General features: G+C 51.7%; 21 protein-coding genes. 8 read left to right on the plus strand and 13 right to left on the minus strand.

Annotated elements, in window-relative coordinates; all coding sequences use genetic code 11:
- Nucleotides 1-14: 14 nt before the first annotated feature.
- From AFL22_RS00990 to AFL22_RS01015, 6 genes are all read right to left on the minus strand, one after another.
- Complete coding sequence (locus AFL22_RS00990; RefSeq protein ID WP_010670829.1) at nucleotides 15-1,001, minus strand: D-cysteine desulfhydrase; 987 nt, start codon at nucleotides 999-1,001, stop codon at nucleotides 15-17.
- 218 nt (nucleotides 1,002-1,219) lie between these two features.
- Nucleotides 1,220-1,723 carry a flagella biosynthesis regulatory protein FliZ gene (gene fliZ, locus AFL22_RS00995; protein ID WP_010247591.1) on the minus strand — a complete coding sequence of 168 codons (504 nt, stop codon included), beginning with the start codon at nucleotides 1,721-1,723 and terminating at the stop codon, nucleotides 1,220-1,222.
- 50 nt (nucleotides 1,724-1,773) lie between these two features.
- Nucleotides 1,774-2,496, minus strand: a complete 723-nt coding sequence (locus AFL22_RS01000; RefSeq protein WP_003854529.1) for an RNA polymerase sigma factor FliA — start codon at nucleotides 2,494-2,496, stop codon at nucleotides 1,774-1,776.
- A gap of 144 nt (nucleotides 2,497-2,640) precedes the next feature.
- The gene (locus AFL22_RS01005) at nucleotides 2,641-3,609 is read right to left on the minus strand and encodes an HNH endonuclease signature motif containing protein (RefSeq protein WP_010247595.1); all 969 of its coding nucleotides are present in this window, start codon (nucleotides 3,607-3,609) and stop codon (nucleotides 2,641-2,643) included.
- A gap of 304 nt (nucleotides 3,610-3,913) precedes the next feature.
- Nucleotides 3,914-5,116 carry a flagellin lysine-N-methylase gene (gene fliB / locus AFL22_RS01010; RefSeq protein WP_022625487.1) on the minus strand — a complete coding sequence of 401 codons (1,203 nt, stop codon included), beginning with the start codon at nucleotides 5,114-5,116 and terminating at the stop codon, nucleotides 3,914-3,916.
- Between the two features lie 158 nt (nucleotides 5,117-5,274).
- Nucleotides 5,275-6,474 carry a FliC/FljB family flagellin gene (locus tag AFL22_RS01015; RefSeq protein WP_022625486.1) on the minus strand — a complete coding sequence of 400 codons (1,200 nt, stop codon included), beginning with the start codon at nucleotides 6,472-6,474 and terminating at the stop codon, nucleotides 5,275-5,277.
- Between the two features lie 335 nt (nucleotides 6,475-6,809).
- Between AFL22_RS01015 and fliD the strand changes: the two genes are divergently transcribed.
- From fliD to amyA, 4 genes are all read left to right on the plus strand, one after another.
- The gene (gene fliD / locus AFL22_RS01020; RefSeq protein ID WP_052270600.1) at nucleotides 6,810-8,222 is read left to right on the plus strand and encodes a flagellar filament capping protein FliD; all 1,413 of its coding nucleotides are present in this window, start codon (nucleotides 6,810-6,812) and stop codon (nucleotides 8,220-8,222) included.
- Nucleotides 8,223-8,233: 11 nt separating this feature from the next.
- Nucleotides 8,234-8,641: a flagellar export chaperone FliS gene (fliS, locus tag AFL22_RS01025; RefSeq protein ID WP_022625484.1), complete on the plus strand. Its 408-nt coding sequence runs from the start codon at nucleotides 8,234-8,236 to the stop codon at nucleotides 8,639-8,641.
- Nucleotides 8,641-9,006 (plus strand): flagella biosynthesis regulatory protein FliT, encoded by a 366-nt coding sequence (fliT, locus tag AFL22_RS01030; RefSeq protein ID WP_033758046.1) that lies wholly within the window; start codon nucleotides 8,641-8,643, stop codon nucleotides 9,004-9,006. The genes fliS and fliT overlap by 1 nt, the downstream gene beginning before the upstream one ends.
- 101 nt (nucleotides 9,007-9,107) lie before the next feature.
- Complete coding sequence (gene amyA / locus AFL22_RS01035) at nucleotides 9,108-10,589, plus strand: alpha-amylase (protein WP_033787598.1); 1,482 nt, start codon at nucleotides 9,108-9,110, stop codon at nucleotides 10,587-10,589.
- Between the two features lie 100 nt (nucleotides 10,590-10,689).
- On the opposite strand, the gene yedD is transcribed toward amyA, so the two are convergent.
- Nucleotides 10,690-11,163 carry a lipoprotein YedD gene (gene yedD, locus AFL22_RS01040; protein ID WP_010247616.1) on the minus strand — a complete coding sequence of 158 codons (474 nt, stop codon included), beginning with the start codon at nucleotides 11,161-11,163 and terminating at the stop codon, nucleotides 10,690-10,692.
- Between the two features lie 254 nt (nucleotides 11,164-11,417).
- On the opposite strand from yedD, the gene AFL22_RS01045 reads away from it, so the two are divergent.
- A complete protein-coding gene (locus AFL22_RS01045) occupies nucleotides 11,418-11,741 on the plus strand; it encodes a DUF6388 family protein (RefSeq protein WP_008926858.1) in 324 nt (107 codons plus the stop codon).
- Nucleotides 11,742-11,943: 202 nt separating this feature from the next.
- Here the strand turns inward: AFL22_RS01045 and iraP are convergent, their stop codons facing one another.
- Nucleotides 11,944-12,243: an anti-adapter protein IraP gene (gene iraP, locus AFL22_RS01050; RefSeq protein ID WP_010247621.1), complete on the minus strand. Its 300-nt coding sequence runs from the start codon at nucleotides 12,241-12,243 to the stop codon at nucleotides 11,944-11,946.
- 174 nt (nucleotides 12,244-12,417) lie between these two features.
- On the opposite strand from iraP, the gene AFL22_RS01055 reads away from it, so the two are divergent.
- On the plus strand, nucleotides 12,418-12,657 hold the full coding sequence (locus AFL22_RS01055; protein ID WP_003854508.1) for a DinI-like family protein: 240 nt from the start codon (nucleotides 12,418-12,420) through the stop codon (nucleotides 12,655-12,657).
- A gap of 38 nt (nucleotides 12,658-12,695) precedes the next feature.
- On the opposite strand, the gene AFL22_RS01060 is transcribed toward AFL22_RS01055, so the two are convergent.
- From AFL22_RS01060 to AFL22_RS01070, 3 genes are all read right to left on the minus strand, one after another.
- Nucleotides 12,696-12,962 carry a hypothetical protein gene (locus AFL22_RS01060; protein WP_010670837.1) on the minus strand — a complete coding sequence of 89 codons (267 nt, stop codon included), beginning with the start codon at nucleotides 12,960-12,962 and terminating at the stop codon, nucleotides 12,696-12,698.
- Nucleotides 12,963-13,113: 151 nt separating this feature from the next.
- The gene (locus tag AFL22_RS01065; RefSeq protein WP_010670838.1) at nucleotides 13,114-13,455 is read right to left on the minus strand and encodes a hypothetical protein; all 342 of its coding nucleotides are present in this window, start codon (nucleotides 13,453-13,455) and stop codon (nucleotides 13,114-13,116) included.
- Nucleotides 13,442-13,825: a hypothetical protein gene (locus tag AFL22_RS01070; protein ID WP_031593416.1), complete on the minus strand. Its 384-nt coding sequence runs from the start codon at nucleotides 13,823-13,825 to the stop codon at nucleotides 13,442-13,444. Before AFL22_RS01070 ends, AFL22_RS01065 begins: the two co-directional genes overlap by 14 nt.
- A 136-nt stretch (nucleotides 13,826-13,961) precedes the next feature.
- Between AFL22_RS01070 and AFL22_RS01075 the strand changes: the two genes are divergently transcribed.
- Entirely contained in the window at nucleotides 13,962-14,594 is a 633-nt protein-coding gene (locus AFL22_RS01075; protein WP_022625481.1) for a helix-turn-helix domain-containing protein, read from the plus strand.
- Between the two features lie 65 nt (nucleotides 14,595-14,659).
- Here the strand turns inward: AFL22_RS01075 and AFL22_RS01080 are convergent, their stop codons facing one another.
- Nucleotides 14,660-14,908, minus strand: a complete 249-nt coding sequence (locus AFL22_RS01080) for a hypothetical protein (RefSeq protein ID WP_010247633.1) — start codon at nucleotides 14,906-14,908, stop codon at nucleotides 14,660-14,662.
- 319 nt (nucleotides 14,909-15,227) lie between these two features.
- Between AFL22_RS01080 and AFL22_RS01085 the strand changes: the two genes are divergently transcribed.
- On the plus strand, nucleotides 15,228-15,428 hold the full coding sequence (locus AFL22_RS01085; protein ID WP_010247636.1) for a hypothetical protein: 201 nt from the start codon (nucleotides 15,228-15,230) through the stop codon (nucleotides 15,426-15,428).
- Nucleotides 15,429-15,466: 38 nt separating this feature from the next.
- Here AFL22_RS01085 and AFL22_RS01090 read toward each other — a convergent pair whose 3' ends face one another.
- Complete coding sequence (locus AFL22_RS01090; RefSeq protein WP_022625480.1) at nucleotides 15,467-16,354, minus strand: benzoate transporter; 888 nt, start codon at nucleotides 16,352-16,354, stop codon at nucleotides 15,467-15,469.
- Nucleotides 16,355-16,538 lie beyond the last annotated feature (184 nt).

A 16,538-nucleotide genomic window follows, 5' to 3' on the forward strand; every position in this document is an offset into this window, starting at 1 on the left:
TTTATTCGCTTGTCTCAGACCGAAGGATGATAAGCAAATAACGCCGGTGCGCCACCCGTATGAATAAACAGCAACGGACCTTCACGGCGGAAACGATTCTGGCTCACGCCATCCAGCAGTCCGGCCATCGCCTTTCCGGTGTAGACCGGGTCCAGCAGGATCCCTTCCAGCCGCGCCAGCAGTTTCACCGCAGCCATGCCTTCATCATTGGGTTCGCCGTAGCGTGGCGCAAAGTAGTCATCCCACAGGGTAATCGGTGCCTTAGCCTGCACTTCCAGCGTCTCCGCCAGCGACTGACGCAGCCGCTCCACCAGCGGCAACTGCGCCTCAACCTGGCGTGAAACGGTAACGCCCACCAGCTCGGTCTCCGGCAGCAGATGCTCCAGACCCACCGCCAGTCCGGCATGGGTGCCGGCACTGCCCGAGGCCACCACCACGGCGGCGAAATCGACCACGCCTTCGCTCTGATGAGCAATCTCCTGCGCGCACTCTACATAGCCTAGTGCACCCAGCGCATTTGAGCCGCCGACCGGCACGATGTAAGGACGATAACCCTGGGCTTCCAGACGCGTGGCCTGTTCAGCCAGCTGTTCCGCAGGGTTATTCAGCGCATCCACCATGATCACTTCAGCGTCCATCAGATCCAGCAACAGACGGTTGCCGTTGCTCAGGTAATTTTCAGCGTGGGTGCCAATCGGGTTTTCCAGCAATGCCACGCACTTCAGGCCAAGCCGGGCCGCGACTGCCGCCGTCTGACGCACATGATTGGACTGGATAGCGCCCGCGGTCAGCAGCACATCGGCGCCTTCACGCAGCGCGTCCGCCGCCAGAAATTCCAGCTTGCGCAGCTTATTGCCGCCCATCGCCACCGGCGTGAAATCATCGCGTTTGATGAAAATATCGCGGCCCAGATAGTCAGAGAGCCGAGGCAGATGTTCTAACGGCGTGGGTGCACCCAGCAGTTCAAGACGTGGGAATTGGTGTAACAGATGTAAAGACAATGCTGCCTCCGTTCGGGCATTCAATTTATCCTTACAGTGTTGCAGAAGATGCGAAAAGGATCACCCTGATTCAGGTGTCAGCAGATGCGGTGAGACAGATGTGTAGTGAAAGTTGCAGGAGAAAGAAGCGCCGTGCTCCCCCTTCCCTTCTACCCGGCTGGCGGGCAAAAGGGGAACGTGCCGCAGGCACGCGGGGGAGCAATCGGTGCAGATCAGGGTTAACCCTGCTGCCAGCCTAAGAACTGATCGTACTTGCGCAGCGCGATGCGGTAATTGTTATTACCGGCATCGGGCAGATCGCTTTCCAGACACTGATGCCAGCTATTTCCCTGAAGCCTGTCGGCCGGGAAATTTCTGGCTTTCAGCATCTCATCCAGACGACGCAGCCGCACCACATATTCACGAATCGTGCTGGGGCTCATCTCTGTCTGTTCAAACAGATACTGTTTAAACGCCATTATGTCGAAGTAATTAGGATGGGTATTACAAAAAATATCACTGCAAAAACGACAAAGCGCGGTCAGTTCGGGCTGAAGTTTCAGCCACAGCTGCTCATCAATCATCTGGTCCATCCGAGCGATGGCCTCTTTATTGATGATCTGGCCACGAAAAACGAGCGCCATTCGATCTAATACCTTGCCACAGTGTGAACAGTTGCTCTGGCTGTGTTTATAGTCTTTAAGATAACGACTTAACGGTCTGGCCTTGGTCTTGGCTCCCATTACTGAGTCCCCGGTTTTTTATAATTTTGAATCGCCAGGAACTGATACTGCTAGCGCGCTCCCGCAAGTCGGGCACGCAGGCGTTTAATCGCCTGACTGTGCAGCTGGCTGACACGGGATTCACCCACATCAAGCACCGCCCCAATCTCTTTCAGGTTCAGTTCTTCCTGGTAGTACAGTGTCAGCACCATCTTTTCACGATCGGGTAATGCTTCGATCGCTTCAATGACGCGCTCACGCAGACTCCCTTCAAGCAACTGATGAAGCGGATTAGCCTCTTCATGGCCTTCCGTCACCAGCTCCGCGCTGTCGCCGTGCTCTTCCCGATACTCGTCGTAGGAGAAAAGTTGACTGTTGTTGGTGTCCAGCAGGATCTGCCGGTACTCCTCCATGGAAACATTCAGCTGCTGCGCCACTTCCTGCTCAGAGGCAGAACGCCCCAGCGACTGTTCCACTCTGTGCATTGCTCCGGCCACCTCGCGTGCATTACGACGCACACTGCGCGGTGCCCAGTCCCGACTACGAAGCTCGTCGAGCATGGCGCCACGAATACGCTGCACGGCATAGGTGGTAAAGGCTGTACCCTGGAGCGCGTCATAACGCTCTACGGCATTTAACAGCCCTATCCCACCCGCCTGCAGCAAGTCGTCAAGCTCAACACTGGCCGGCAGGCGAACCTGCAGACGCAACGCTTCATGGCGCACCAGCGGCACGTAGCGCTGCCAGAGCGAATGCTTGTCCATCACGCCTTCGGCGGTATAGAAATCGTTCACGTTGACTACCCTGCGTTAATGAAGTTATCGGCATGATTATCCAATTCTGTAGCGTTTTCGATTGGCTGAATAGGCGGGGTAAAACGAGGCTATTTCATTTTTGTTACGTCAGAGTGCAGATCCTTCTGCACTCTTCAGTGAAGATTAACGACGGGCACGCAGCCGTTGCCGGGTGGCGGGCGGCACTGCCGCCCACAGGCTGCAGACGCGACCTTCCAGTTCCTGATACCAGGGCGCAAGATGCTGCTGCGCCTCCTCGCCAGGATGCACCAGAATCTCGCCCGATTCACCATCAATGCTAATCAGTCGGTTAATAAACAGCCGCTGCAAATCACTGCGTAAAAACAGGCCGTTATCGATGCTGTTATCTGCCAGTACACCGTCATCCCCTTCCTGCGTGTCGATATGGCAGGCTTCCACCCAGGGCCAGTTATGCCGTTCGGTCAGCTCGGTACCGGTCATCACACAGGCGCCGTAGCGGGCTTTGACACCGGCGCTGAATTCCGCCTGGCTGGCGCGCTGCAGCACCCGGGCTTTAACACGACGCCCGACCTCAGTTCCCGGCATCACCGCCGCCGGGACTTTGTGCTGCGGCGTACTCAGCACCACGATGAACTGAATGCGCTGCGACTGCGGAAAACAGGGATCCGCCTGTGGATTGAAGAGCTGCCAGTAAGCGTCTTCATCATCCTGATGCATCAGCACCAGTTTATAGCCGCGACTGTTAAGCAGATTCTGTGCCGTGGCGGATTGGGGATCGATCATCGCGAAGACCTGGCTGCTGCCCATCACTTTCCACAGGTTGTCGCGCTTCTCGCTATCGCTGCGACGGAAATAGAGGAAGGAGAGATTCTGCTTAAGGTAGTGCTCAAAGCGACGCAGGTAATTTTTACGTTCGTTGTCATGGGAGATGAACAGCAGATCCTCCAGCGGGCTGTTGCTCTCTTCCTGCGCGAACACCGCGCGGATTTTCAGCGTGCGCAGCCCGGTTGACGGACTCAGCAAGGCGCGCGCCGTCAGCTCTTTATCATCAGGGTATTGCAGAGCATAACGCCGGGCGATCTCTTCAAAGGTCAGCCGCTCACCCGGTAACAGGTCATAATTGAAGCGCATAGACACTCCACAAAGTTAAAATCAAAAATGATGTTGTTCTGTGAGGAGTTATCGGCAGTCTGGAGGGGAACTGTAACGGGCTGGGGGATTGCCTGGGATTGAGAGACAGGCAGCCTGCAAGGTTGTGGTCAGGAAACCGGTTTGAAGGAAGCGGGTGTTAAATTGCGTTGCATTGCCTGGCGCTGCTGGCATAAAAATAAGCCAGCACACCAGCCGCAATTCTTTCAGCGATTAGCTAATGCCCGCCCGTAGCTATCAGGAACAAATGGGCGATGCCGATGATGCGAAACTGCATCGCCTCAGATCATTTAAGCAGATAAATCAGCGACAAATCGTCATTGACCTTGACCTTATCAATCTCGGCCAGAAACGCCATCACCGATTGTGGCGTATGTTTTGTTATTGAGTGGTAGCTGTAAATGATATTAATAATATCCTCTTCGCTGACGGTTCCGACCAACTCAACATTGGCCGCAATCAGTGATTTAAGCAGGAACCATTCTGCCGTCAGAAGATATAAGCTCAGTAACGGGCTGCGATTTTCGTTATTAGGGAAGAAATCATCATAAATGCGGTACTGAATATAGTTATTCATTATCCATGGCCGTTCAGCAAGCCAGGGCATAACCTGCTTCTGCCAGACGTTGTCCAGCCGGATCATTGGCTGACTGACGTCATCGGTTTTGGCCCCTTCGGCCTGAATGTAAATCAGCTTATTAACGTAGTGATTCAGGGTAGGAAAGGCGCGCTTATCGGCCATGGTGCTGAACCAGCTTTGCAATCTCAACAGTAAAGACCATTGCAGGTTATAGTCAGGTTTAACCTGATCAAGCTGCAGCCTGATTTCACCCTGTGTCAGGTTGTTGAGTACATCAGAAAAATGATGCTCCATCTGGACCAGCCAGTCTTCTTCAGGGCTTACTCTTTCCGCGCCCAGCAGAAAGCTGGCCAGCGCGTAAAACCCTTCATCAAGATGAATGCCGCTGAATTTAATGATGTTAAGACACATCAGATTCAGCAGTTTCTTTTGTTGATCGAGATCTTTAGCTTTATTGCCGTAAGGTTGTTGCCTGATGCTCTCCCCGAACAGCATCGCGTCAGGTGAGGCTAATAATTGCCGGGTCGCCTCCGGACAGGAGAGCGCCAACGTTTTTTGCTGTTCATATTTAAAGGTGTTCGCCGCTCGGGGATAGGTCGCACAGGTGTTGCTCAGTGCGGCAGCACCCAGCCGGGAATGCACTTTGCACAGGCGATTTTCATCCATAAATGCACAGTTGCCAGAAGCATTAAGCTTCATGGTTCCCCAACTGGCAAAGCTTTTGCGGGTGGTGGTGATGTTTTCAACTGCCAGCGTTTTGATTTCAATCAGCGAGGATTTTAAATAGCGATTGACCGTGGGCTTATCCAGGTGGATATCCCAGCCCTTACAGCAGTGATCGCGACACTCACTGCCAATACATTTGAAGGCGCTGACAAAGAGCGGTTCCACGACAGTAATATTTTTCATTATTTACCTGCTCAACAAAGGCATTTAAAAAAGAGTCTTACTGTGAGAATAAAGGAACGCGGGGAGATTGATTGGCAGAGAAACAGGGCAAAAACAGGCTAATCGCAGGCATAAAAAAACCCCGCCGAAGCGGGGTTTGTCTTTTATAAGTTGGGTGATTAGCCCTGCAGCAGAGACAGAACCTGCTGTGGAACCTGGTTAGCTTTAGCCAACACTGAGTTACCAGCCTGCTGTACGATCTGCGCTTTAGACATGTTTGAAACTTCAGTTGCGTAGTCAGCATCCTGAATACGAGACTGTGCTGCAGACAGGTTAGTCGTGGTGTTGTTCAGGTTAGTCACGGCTGAGTTCAGACGGTTCTGAATCGCACCCAGTGAAGAACGGAACTTATCAACGCTGGCAATCGCTTCGTCCAGCTTTTTCAGTGGATCAGAAGTTGAACCTGAGGTCACGTTAGACAGGCTCATGTTAGCCGTATCCAGTGTGAACGCAGCGGTATCGCCACCAGCAGTTGTTACTGCTGCCTTCGCATCAACTGCAACGTAGAAGTCCTGGTTTGCACCGTTAGCAATGTCAAAACCGTTCGCTTTCAGGCTGTTGGTTTCTGCATCGCTGGCTGATTTCACGTTAACTTTAGCGAACAGGTTGCCGTTGTCATCTTTATACACTTTATCTGCAGTAACAGTGACGTTAGCGGCTGCAACACCCAGGCGAGTCGCCAGGCTATCAGCTGTGCCTTCAGCAACAGTGGCTTTAGATACGTTACTGGTAGAACCGTAAACGCTCTGGAAGTCAGCAGCTGCAGCAGCAGTAGGTGTACCCTGTGGACCATTCACGTTGAAAGTGTTCAGTTTCAGCGTAGAAGAGTCAATTTTCTTCAGGTCGATGGTGATAGTTTCGCCATCGTTAGCGCCAACCTGAATTTTCATTGAGCCATCTTTAGCCAGCACGTTCACGCCGTTGAACTGAGTCTGACCTGATACGCGGTCGATTTCGCTCAGACGGGATTTGATTTCGTCCTGGATTGAAGATTTGTCAGAAGCTGAGTTGGTACCGCTTGAAGCCTGTACAGTCAGTTCACGAACACGCTGTAAGTTGTTGTTGATTTCTGACAGTGCGCCTTCAGTAGTCTGCGCAGCAGAGATACCGTCGTTAGCGTTACGAGCAGCCTGAGTCAGGCCCTTGATGTTAGAGGTGAAACGGTTGGCAATTGCCTGACCAGCAGCGTCATCTTTCGCGCTGTTGATACGTAAACCAGAAGACAGACGCTCCATTGAAGTAGACAGAGCTGACTGGTTCTTGTTGATGTTGTTCTGAGTGATCAGCGAGAGGCTGTTGGTATTAATGACTTGGGCCATGATGAATTTTCCTGTTAATCAAGTCTTTCGGTTAAGGTGTGGGCTTCAACCCGCCGGCTTCAGCGCCGTCAAAGTTGTTATCGTCTGCCGTTTAACAACCTTTAGAATTTTTTTAGTACCAGGCGAATTTTTCTGCTTCAACCTGTCACGTTTTAAGTTATCGCCACCCGCCCGAACTTCTTTAGGCTTAATTCATTAATTTTCTAGCCGCTGAATTACCCTTCTCTATAGTGCTTATTTACCTCATTACCCTAAGGCAAATAACCTTAAACTTTCCTTATTCAAGGCCGATAACCCAGGTATCAATTTTCTGTCGACCTTATAAAGGAATTAATATGGCTAGTATAAGCAACCTCGGTGTGGGTTCCGGCCTGCCACTCAGTACCATGCTTGACAGTTTGACCACCGCTGAAAAAGCTTCACTCAAACCTATTTCTACTCAGCAGACAGCTTATACGGCCAAGCTCAGTGCTTACGCCACCCTGAAAAGTTCACTGACAACTTTCCAGGCTGCTAATACCAAGCTGAACAGTGCTGACCTGTTTACCGCTACGACTGCGGCCAGTAGCTCCACAGCGTTCAGCGCGACCACTTCTGGCAGCACCGTGGCCGGTAAATATGCCATTAACGTCACGCAGCTGGCACAGGCGCAGGTTCTGACCTCAGGAGTACAGAGTAGCAACACCGCCGCGCTGGGCGACAGCTCCGTGGCCAGCCGCAGCATCGCGATTACCTTAAAAGATGGCACCAGCAAAAGCGTCACGCTCTCCAGCGATCAGACTTCGCTGACCGGCATGCGTGACGCCATCAACGGCGCCAATGCCGGCGTCACCGCCAGCATCATTAAGGTATCAGACGGCAGCTTCCGCCTCTCAATGAGCGCCAATAAAACCGGCAGCGACAATGCGGTGGCAACCATCGCCGTCACTGGTGACAGCACGCTACAGGGGATTGTGGGCTTTGACGCCAGCGCCAGCAGCAACGTGATGACCCAGAGCGTCGCTGCGCAGAATGCCAAACTGACGGTCAACAATGTTGCGATTGAAAACAGCAGCAATCAGATTAGCGATGCGCTGGAAGGGATTACTTTAAATCTGACCGCGAAGACAGTTGGCGATGAGACGCTGACGATTACCAAAGACACCTCAAAAGCCTCCAGCGCCATCAGTGCCTGGGTGGATGCCTACAATACGTTGCTGGATCAGTTTAATACCCTGACCAAATACACCAAAGTGGATACCAACAGCGATGCACAGGACTCCAGTAATGGTGCCCTGCTGGGTGACAGTACGTTACGGACGATTGAGACGCAGCTGAAAAGCATGCTCACCAATTCGCAGAGCACATCTACCTTTAAATCACTGAGTCAGATTGGTGTCACCACCGATCCCACCACCGGTTCCTTAAAACTGGATTCAACCAAGCTGAGCAGCGCACTGGATAAAGATGCTGCGGGCGTGAAAGCAATGATCGTAGGTGACGGTAAAACCGGTATCGCCGCTAAAATCGACAGTAAGCTGACTGACTGGCTGGCTACTAAAGGGATTATTCAGTCCGCCACCGATGGCGTGAGTAAAACACTGAATAAGTTAACCACCCTCTATAACACCACCAGCGATCGCATTGATGCCGATATCGCACGCTATAAAACGCAATTTACTCAGCTGGATATGGCCATCAGTAAACTCAACTCGACCAGCACCTATCTGACGCAGCAGTTCGACACGTCCGATTCGTCTAAAAAATAACAGGAGTGACCATGTACAGCGCTACAGGCACCAAAGCCTATGCAAAAATTGGCGTCGAAAGCGCCGTGATGAGCGCCAGCCAGCAGCAGCTGGTTGTGATGCTGTTTGACGGTGCCCTGAGCGCGTTAATCCGCGCCCGCTTGTTTATGCAGGATGGCAATATTGAAGGCAAAGGCAACTCGATCTCCAAAGCGATCAATATTATCGAAGCCGGCCTGAAAGAGGGCCTGACTGAAAACCGTGGTGATGAGCTGGCCGATAATCTGCTGGATCTTTACAACTACATGACGCGTCGCCTGTTGCATGCCAACCTGCACAATGATGTTGCAGCGGTCGAGGAAGTCGAAGGCCTGCTGCGCAATATCGCGGACGCGTGGAAAGAAGTGGTTCAACCTAACCTGATTCAGGACGCCGTTTAATGACTACTGCACCGCATCTGATTACCGTTTACCAACAGTTACTCGATCTCAGCCAGGGAATGCTGCGTCATGCAGCACAAGGCGAATGGGATGAATTGATCAGCAGGGAGATGGAGTATGTCAGTGCGGTGCAGAGCTTAGCCCAATCGACAGAAGCCGTGTCGCCGTCGGCACAGACTCAGGAGCAGTTACGTCCGGTGCTGCGCCGTATTCTCGATAACGAATGTGAAGTGAAACGTCTGCTGCAGGCGCGGATGGATGAGCTGGCCTCACTGGTGGGTCAGAACAGCCGCCAGAAATCGGTGATGTCCGCTTATAGCAATCAAGGCGGCGTTGTTATGGTGCCGCACGAAACCCTCTCCTGATCCCCTGCTCTGTCACGCCGCCAGATTTATTTTTCTGCGCGGCGTCTCTTTTTTGCCGCTTACTCCATACTTGATTTTCATCATCCCCTGGAGTGTGGTACATGCAAAACCCAACGTTATTACAGTTTTTCCATTGGTATTACCCGGATGGCAGCAAACTGTGGCCGGAAGTCGCCGATCGTGCGGCCTGGCTCAGCGAAATCGGTATCACCATGGCGTGGTTGCCACCGTGCTACAAAGGGGATTCGGGGGGCTATTCTGTCGGTTACGACAGCTACGATCTGTTTGACCTGGGTGAATTTGATCAGAAAGGCAGCGTTGCCACCAAATATGGCGACAAACAGCAGTTACTGGCGGCAACAGAAGCCCTGCGTAGTCACAACGTTGGGGTGCTGCTGGATGTGGTGCTCAACCACAAAATGGGTGCCGACGAGAAAGAGGCGATCAGCGTTAACCGCGTCAATCCCGATAACCGCGATGAAATCTACGACGAAGTGGTCGAGTGCGAGGCCTGGACGAAATTCACTTTTCCGGCACGCGCCGGGGAGTTTTCGAAATTTGTCTGGGACCACAAATGCTTTAGCGGCGTAGACCACATCGAAAATCCGGACGAAAACGGCGTATTCAAAATCATCAATGACTACACCGCCGAAGGCTGGAACGACCAGGTTGATAACGAGCTGGGTAATTTCGACTATCTGATGGGCGCCAACATCGATTTCCGCAACAACGCGGTCAGGGAAGAGCTGAAATACTGGGCGCGCTGGGTGATGGAACAGGTGCCCTGCACCGGTTTTCGTCTGGATGCGGTAAAACATATCCCGGCCTGGTTCTACAAAGAGTGGATCGATCATATTCAGGAAGTTGCTGAGGAGCCGATGTTTATCGTCGCGGAATACTGGTCGTTTGAAACGGAGAAGCTGCAGGAGTATGTGCATCAGGTGGAAGGCAAAACCATGCTGTTTGATGCGCCACTGCACATGAACTTCCACCAGGCTTCAACCGCGGGCAGCGCCTACGACATGAGCCAGATCTTTGCTAACTCGCTGGTGGTTGCTGATCCGTGGCATGCCGTGACGATCGTGGCTAACCACGACACCCAGCCGCTGCAGTCGCTGGAAGCGCCGGTAGAAGCCTGGTTTAAACCGCTGGCCTATGCGCTGATCCTGTTGCGTGAGCAGGGTGTGCCTACCATCTTCTATCCTGACCTGTTCGGCGCGACCTATGAAGATGAAGGCGGCGACGGCGAGAAGCACAAAATTGAGATGCCGGTGATCCCTGAACTGGAAGGATTGATCCGGGCGCGCCAGCAGTATGGCTGGGGCGTGCAGACCGACTATTTTGATCACCCAAACTGCGTGGCCTTCAGCCGCAGCGGCACCGAAACACAGCCAGGCTGTGTGGTGATCATGTCGAACGGCGATGCCGGTGAGAAAAGCGTGCCGATGGGTGAAGGTTTTGCCGGTAAGGTCTGGCGCGATCATCTGGGGAATCGGGAAGAGACCATTACTGCCGACGAGCACGGCACGGCGGTCTTTGTCTGTAACGGTGGCAGTGTCAGCGTCTGGGTGGTTGCAGAATAAGGTCGTTGCCGAAGAAATGACTCAAAACTAAACCCGCCCCGGCAGGCAGAAGCGTGAAGTGCGCTCTGCCCGTCGGGGCGGTTTTGTTATGGTCCGGCTGTTATGACTTCGCGTTGTTTTCTGTAATCGGTGTGCGCAGCAGTTGCGGTTCGATGTTCTGAATCACGGCGGCTTTCGGCTGTTTCGCCACCTCTTCCAGCGCCTGCTGACACTCAACGGTCGGACGCGCCACTTTACGCAGAGTCATCCTGTCATAGCTCAGCTCGCCATTCTCCACGACCAGCGGCATCACCCGTACCTGACGCGTGACGTTGACATAATCGCCGCTTAACCGGGTCAGTTTGCCCGGCTTCGCAATCACCCGCATCCACTGGCGGCAGTCCAGCGTGCTGCCATCCGCATTGATGATCACACTGGCTATCGCCTTATCGCTGATCAGGCTGCTCTGTGGACCGACGGTTTGCCAGGTTCCCTGCAGATCAGCGGGCGCCGGCGTTTGCACCGCATTTTCATAATCGTTGATTTGTGCACAGCCACTCAGTGCCAGCGCGGCAATCAGCATCCACTTTTTCATGTTTAATCCCTAAGATCCCATCAATGGCGGCTACGTTATAATTTTTCCACCGCGTTGCGCAAGGTATCTGGGTGTTCAAACACTACGCAGACCCTGATTGCGCCAGAATTTATCCCGCAATGAGCTCCACGGTCAGGTTTTTGACCGGAAGTTCAGAGGCTGAACTGATGCAAACTCCGGCCTTTGTCACGCCTGACAAGCGGAAGACAACCCGCTACACTGACGCGCTGCAACAGACTTTCAGGAATATGAATATGAAAACGCCAGAAGCCTACTATGCCCAGGCGCGCGAGATGTTTTTTACCGCGCATCCCGACTTTCAGTCTGCACTTGATGAATTAACGGAGAGCGATGCCCGTGCGGCTAACCTGTCACTGCGACAGCTGCGCGAATGGCATGCCGAACGCATCTATGCGGCCTTTTTGCGGCAGAAGAATCTGGATGGAATGATCTTTTCTATTCAGCTCGCTGAGCCGGATAAAGCGGTGGCGGCTGAAGCTATCGAGACTTATCTCAAATCTCATGCTGAGTCGCTGGGGATGAGCTGGGAAGAGTTTTGCATCAAAAACGAGCTCTAATCAGGGCCGCGCTGAAGTTGTATATTGCAAACACCTCCAACCAGTTCCGGCACTGCAGATTAAATTGTACTAACCGGGGGAAAGTGTATAACTTCGGCGTGCGACTCAGGTCGTGATTGTCCTTTAACGAATAGTGCTGATGCACTGCCTCTGCAGGTGTTGTCTCAATTCCACCTCCAGAGGCGAATTTTTTTATCCGCCCCTACCCTTCACCTTCCGTCGCTTTACCCTTTACTTCAACATAACTCGCTACCGCCAGCAGACGATTAATATGCGTCAGCAGCAGATCCACATCAGACTGCAGAAACTCGGTCGAAGATTGCGAAGCGGTAACAATGGCATCCTGCACCGTTTCTGAAATAGTCAGCGAGTTGTCCTGTTTCGCCTGCACCAGCAGCGCCGCAACCAGCAGGGACTGCGCTTCAAGTTGCGCCGTCAACTCTTTTGCATCGACGTCCATCTTTGCCAGTTTTAGCAGAATATCAATTACCAGTTGTCGCATCGCGGACCTCCTAAAAGTAAGCCGCCATTATGTCGCGATGCGTGCGCATTTTGCTAGTCGAAGATTGAGGTTTATGCGAGATAAAAATTTACACGAAATCAGGCGCGCTGCCTTGCTACTGTTTTTATTTACAGTATTATATGTCAGCGATTTTGCCCTGAATGGATTGCCATCATGTTTGTTGAGTTGATTTATGACAAGCGCAACGTTGCCGGTTTACCGGGTGCTCGCGAGATGATTCGTGAGGAGCTGGAAAAGCGGGTGCATCGGGTGTTTCCTGACATTGAAGTTAAGGTCAAGCCGATGGAACGTAACGCGATTGATACTGATTTGAGTAAGAACGATAAAGCGACGGTTGCGCGGATTGTTGAAGAGATGTTCGACGAAGCGGAAATGTGGCTGGTGGCCGATTAATCCCTTAACGGCCACCACATCAGTTAGCGGGAGATGACTTAGCTCTCCTGCTCGCTGTGATTAACTTCAATCTCGATGTCCTGAATCGCGGCATCCAGATCTTCCAGCAGTTTACCCTGCTTATTAAGCAACGCATCGATTCGGTCGGCGTTGGTCTTGTCTTTATACTCACCCGCATCAAACGCTAACCATTGGCTGGAAAGGGTTTCGGTGTTGGTCTGAGCATAGTGACGCATCTCTTTTAGCTGAGAAGTCACGTCACGCAGATATTCAGTTTTGGTCTTGGTTTCTGTTGAATCGCTCATGCTAAATTTCCTTCTGGTCATCTATCCAAAGTGAGTAGGCTTAGCGGTTCATCAACCGGCCAATCAGCGGGCCTGCATTCAGGTACAAAATGTTGCCCGGATATTTAAAACTAGTCGATAATAGCGAAGCCGCATTAAGAATAATCGGAAGTTATGGTTTATGACCGGATTTCACGGCTGGCACCTCACTCTCAGTGACGACCTCTTTGACTTTTATGACCGTTTTGTCGGCTATGCGATCCGGTATTGCATCCAGCTTATGCTGTATTGCTGCAACCTGATCGGTCAGCAGCTCCACTCTGTCATCACGCCGCGCCGCAATTAAGCGGTAATCCGCCCGAATCTCCTCGACCCGCTTGTTTGCGGTGTTACTGACGTAGAGAAAAATGATCGTCATCAGGATGCAAATCATCGAACAGCTCAGCAATACGCAGCCGAGGATAACTTTGCGCCGGTAAGACATAGGTGCCTTAGTGCTATTAATCGTGGCCATCACTGCGATCCTCCAGAGTTGAGATAAGCCGATCAATCTCATTACGAAATTTATCGTTCTGATCGGTTTCGGTCATTGCCAGTAAAATCCCTACCGCATTCTTGATTAACCGAAGATCCGTTTCGAGTGTCGAGATACGCCGCAGATTCCTGTCGTGCCGTTCGCGTAATTCATCGTTCTCCTCCCGTATCAGCACGTTGCTCTCTTTCAGCAACACCACCTGCTCTTTGTAGCTGGTAATAATTTCGCCGCCGGCTCGATTACTGGTAACGATTGACGCAATTCCCGCCAATAACGGTTTCCAGAACAGTGCTGCTGCCCCCCCACCCAGAACTAACGCACCCATACTGGTAATCAGACTACTTTCCATGCCACACCCCTTTGTACGGTAAGGTCTCTGGAACTTACTGCGTGCTGCTTAGCCACGTCCCCCGCATGAAATTTAAGATTGCTTAAATACCAGGCTTAAGTATACTTAAGTCACTCTCAACCAAAAAGTCAAGCTTATGAAAAACGAAACGCTGGGTGACCGCATCCGACTCCGACGTAAATCGCTGCAGTTAACGCAGAAGCAATTGGCGCAACAGGTAAAAGTGTCCCATGTGGCGATTTCGCAATGGGAAAAAGAGGAGACGCTGCCGCGCGGTGAGAACCTGCTGCGGCTCGCCGAAGCGCTGGGCTGCGCACCGGCTTTTCTGATAGATGGGGATGGTCCTGTTTTCAGCGAAAGCGCCTGGAGTGGTCTGCACCAGATCCCACTGCTTGCACAGCGCGACGTGCCGCGATGGCTGAGCGAGGCCGGTTCCGTCCGGCATGAACTGCTGATGCACAACGACATGGCGCTTTCACAGCAGAGCTTTGCCTTCCGGGTAGAAGAACAGGCGATGACGCCCGCGATTCTGCGGAATGATGTGGTGATCATCGATCCCACGCAGTCACCTCAGCCCGGCGACTGCGTGCTGGCATTGCAGCAGCAGGTCGTGCTGCTACGCACCTGGCGTCAGCGCGGCAGTGAAAATGGCGTCATGCAGTTTGAACTGGCACCGGTCAATATCAACTTCCCTGAGCTGCAATCCAGCCGGGACAGCCTGAAGCTGATTGGTACGCTGGTGGAACTGCGACGCTATCGCCAGCCATAAAAAAACCCGCCGGGCGCGGGTTCACTTTTCATCGTACAACAGTGGCTGAGATTATAGCCGGGCAACTACAGGGCATCGGTCAGTTGATCTACCACCACTTTGCCCTGCAGATCGGTCTGCATAATGCGGTAATTGACGGGCCATGAGCGGCGGGTACTGAGTTTATCGAACAGGGTTACGCCGCCTTTTTTAACACCCTGGCTATTTACAATAATCCATTCGGTGACCTCTTCCTGACCACGATTTTTCAGGCTCAGCGAGCGTTGTTCGATTAACTGATCTTCAGCTTCAATCTTTAAATAGTCTCTTAACATAATTTCTATCTCCTGGTAACGCAGGCCACTATATGCCTTTTACTAATCCGTTCAATCGAATTTATTTATCGATCTGTTTATCGACGGGAATGTGACCTGCCGCAAGCGACATGGCAGGTTTGTCCATTACTGCATCAGGGATTCCCGGTTAGCATGAACCTGCTGTACACACCCAAACATCGAAAAATGACGTGTTCAGTATGAGAGAAACTCCGATTAGCCCGCCGCTGGCGGGCTTTTTTTTCTTCTTTAATCCGCTGCGCATGCGGGATGTCAGTGCTGGTCTAAACTTAAGAGACTGGAATAAAAGGAGAGAGTTATGTTTAAGCACAATACGAATGAAGAACGTAAGAAAGAAGGTGATGTCAGCAAAAGCCTGCCGGAAGCCGCGCCAAACGCTGGTAATGCTTACGAGGAAGATGATCATCCCGCCACTGATGCGCCGAAAGATCATGGCGAAGTGCCGCGCAAAAATGATGACAGCCAGGATGACAAAAAAGATCCTTACAAGGCAAGCTGATGTGCGAGAGGCGCGCCCGCTGGGCGCGCTGGTCAGCGTTAAGATTTAATGAGATCGGCAAGCTGGTACTGATTTTCAACCAGCCAGGCTGGAAAATGTTCGGATGTTACCGGCACTATCTCCATCCTTCGCGGACGATTCCAGATATCAATATTGTTCTCAACGCAGCGCCGTATGTGATCCGGATTATTAAATTCGGGACAGTTACGTTCGGTATGAGAAATCGAAGACATTTTTTCACTGATGCGCTCATCGCTCATTACCCAGGAAAAATGCCACCCTGCGTTCTTAATGGTTTTCGTCCGGAAATTTAGCCACTTCCAGCGCAACCAGTTCTCGCGTATCGGTGTTCCACGACGCTTAACATTGCGAAGCAATTCCGGTTGTCCCATAAAAAAGTTTCGCAGCGTTTTACAGGTCACCATTTTTGCCAGGGTGGCACAGCGCGGTGTGCCGTCGTCATTTAAAACCCGGACATTAAATTTAAAATTGAAATATTGCTGATGCAGCGTCGTGCAAAGATGCTGATGACTGAATGCTTTTATCGCCTCGGGTCGGGGAATTTCATCGACGTCTGACACAATAACAATATCATCATCCTGCGCGCCGGCCAGCCCCTGCATAATCTGATTACGTGCAGTGGCTTCATTTTCCCAGGGATCAGTCTCACCCGCATTAACCAGAGAACTATTCGATTTAAAGGCTTCCTGATAAAATCTGGGCGCAATATCGTTAACAATATAAATAATTTTATCGCGGAAACGATCGAACTTCTCAATATCAAAATGAAGCTTTTCCCGGCGTTTTCCGGTAAAGGTATAGCGCGATTCCACAATGACAAACCGATCAACAACATGCTCAAGCGTGTTCAGACGCATCTCAAGCAAGATATCTTCATCGTAGTACAAAAAACAGTCATAAATCATAATATTCAGAGGTACTTAAGTAGTAAGGATTTTTATCAGGACACCTCAACATGCGTAACACAACAGAGGTATAACGCCTTTTACTGGGTTGTTTTTTAGTGAACCTGATGTGTGTGTAATGTACTGCGTAAAACTTTCCGTGTTTATAATAAGTTAGCTAACAAAGGCTGCAGGCAATGATTTT

Origin of the sequence: Pantoea sp. CFSAN033090 (genome assembly GCF_001264395.1) — a bacterium.
Taxonomy (GTDB): Bacteria; Pseudomonadota; Gammaproteobacteria; order Enterobacterales; family Enterobacteriaceae; genus Pantoea; species Pantoea agglomerans.

What these genes read in the sequence shown, in the direction of transcription:
- AFL22_RS01075 (WP_022625481.1), top strand. Translation starts at nt 13,962, where the DNA reads ATGAAAAACGAAACGCTGGGTGACCGCATCCGACTCCGACGTAAATCG.
- AFL22_RS01065 (WP_010670838.1), bottom strand. Translation starts at nt 13,455, where the DNA reads ATGGCCACGATTAATAGCACTAAGGCACCTATGTCTTACCGGCGCAAA.
- AFL22_RS01070 (WP_031593416.1), bottom strand. Translation starts at nt 13,825, where the DNA reads ATGGAAAGTAGTCTGATTACCAGTATGGGTGCGTTAGTTCTGGGTGGG.
- AFL22_RS01005 (WP_010247595.1), bottom strand. Translation starts at nt 3,609, where the DNA reads ATGCGCTTCAATTATGACCTGTTACCGGGTGAGCGGCTGACCTTTGAA.
- fliB (WP_022625487.1), bottom strand. Translation starts at nt 5,116, where the DNA reads ATGAAAAATATTACTGTCGTGGAACCGCTCTTTGTCAGCGCCTTCAAA.
- yedD (WP_010247616.1), bottom strand. Translation starts at nt 11,163, where the DNA reads ATGAAAAAGTGGATGCTGATTGCCGCGCTGGCACTGAGTGGCTGTGCA.
- iraP (WP_010247621.1), bottom strand. Translation starts at nt 12,243, where the DNA reads ATGCGACAACTGGTAATTGATATTCTGCTAAAACTGGCAAAGATGGAC.
- AFL22_RS01045 (WP_008926858.1), top strand. Translation starts at nt 11,418, where the DNA reads ATGAAAACGCCAGAAGCCTACTATGCCCAGGCGCGCGAGATGTTTTTT.
- amyA (WP_033787598.1), top strand. Translation starts at nt 9,108, where the DNA reads ATGCAAAACCCAACGTTATTACAGTTTTTCCATTGGTATTACCCGGAT.
- fliD (WP_052270600.1), top strand. Translation starts at nt 6,810, where the DNA reads ATGGCTAGTATAAGCAACCTCGGTGTGGGTTCCGGCCTGCCACTCAGT.
- AFL22_RS01080 (WP_010247633.1), bottom strand. Translation starts at nt 14,908, where the DNA reads ATGTTAAGAGACTATTTAAAGATTGAAGCTGAAGATCAGTTAATCGAA.
- AFL22_RS01060 (WP_010670837.1), bottom strand. Translation starts at nt 12,962, where the DNA reads ATGAGCGATTCAACAGAAACCAAGACCAAAACTGAATATCTGCGTGAC.
- fliS (WP_022625484.1), top strand. Translation starts at nt 8,234, where the DNA reads ATGTACAGCGCTACAGGCACCAAAGCCTATGCAAAAATTGGCGTCGAA.
- fliT (WP_033758046.1), top strand. Translation starts at nt 8,641, where the DNA reads ATGACTACTGCACCGCATCTGATTACCGTTTACCAACAGTTACTCGAT.
- AFL22_RS01055 (WP_003854508.1), top strand. Translation starts at nt 12,418, where the DNA reads ATGTTTGTTGAGTTGATTTATGACAAGCGCAACGTTGCCGGTTTACCG.
- fliZ (WP_010247591.1), bottom strand. Translation starts at nt 1,723, where the DNA reads ATGGGAGCCAAGACCAAGGCCAGACCGTTAAGTCGTTATCTTAAAGAC.
- AFL22_RS01090 (WP_022625480.1), bottom strand. Translation starts at nt 16,354, where the DNA reads ATGATTTATGACTGTTTTTTGTACTACGATGAAGATATCTTGCTTGAG.
- AFL22_RS01015 (WP_022625486.1), bottom strand. Translation starts at nt 6,474, where the DNA reads ATGGCCCAAGTCATTAATACCAACAGCCTCTCGCTGATCACTCAGAAC.
- AFL22_RS01085 (WP_010247636.1), top strand. Translation starts at nt 15,228, where the DNA reads ATGTTTAAGCACAATACGAATGAAGAACGTAAGAAAGAAGGTGATGTC.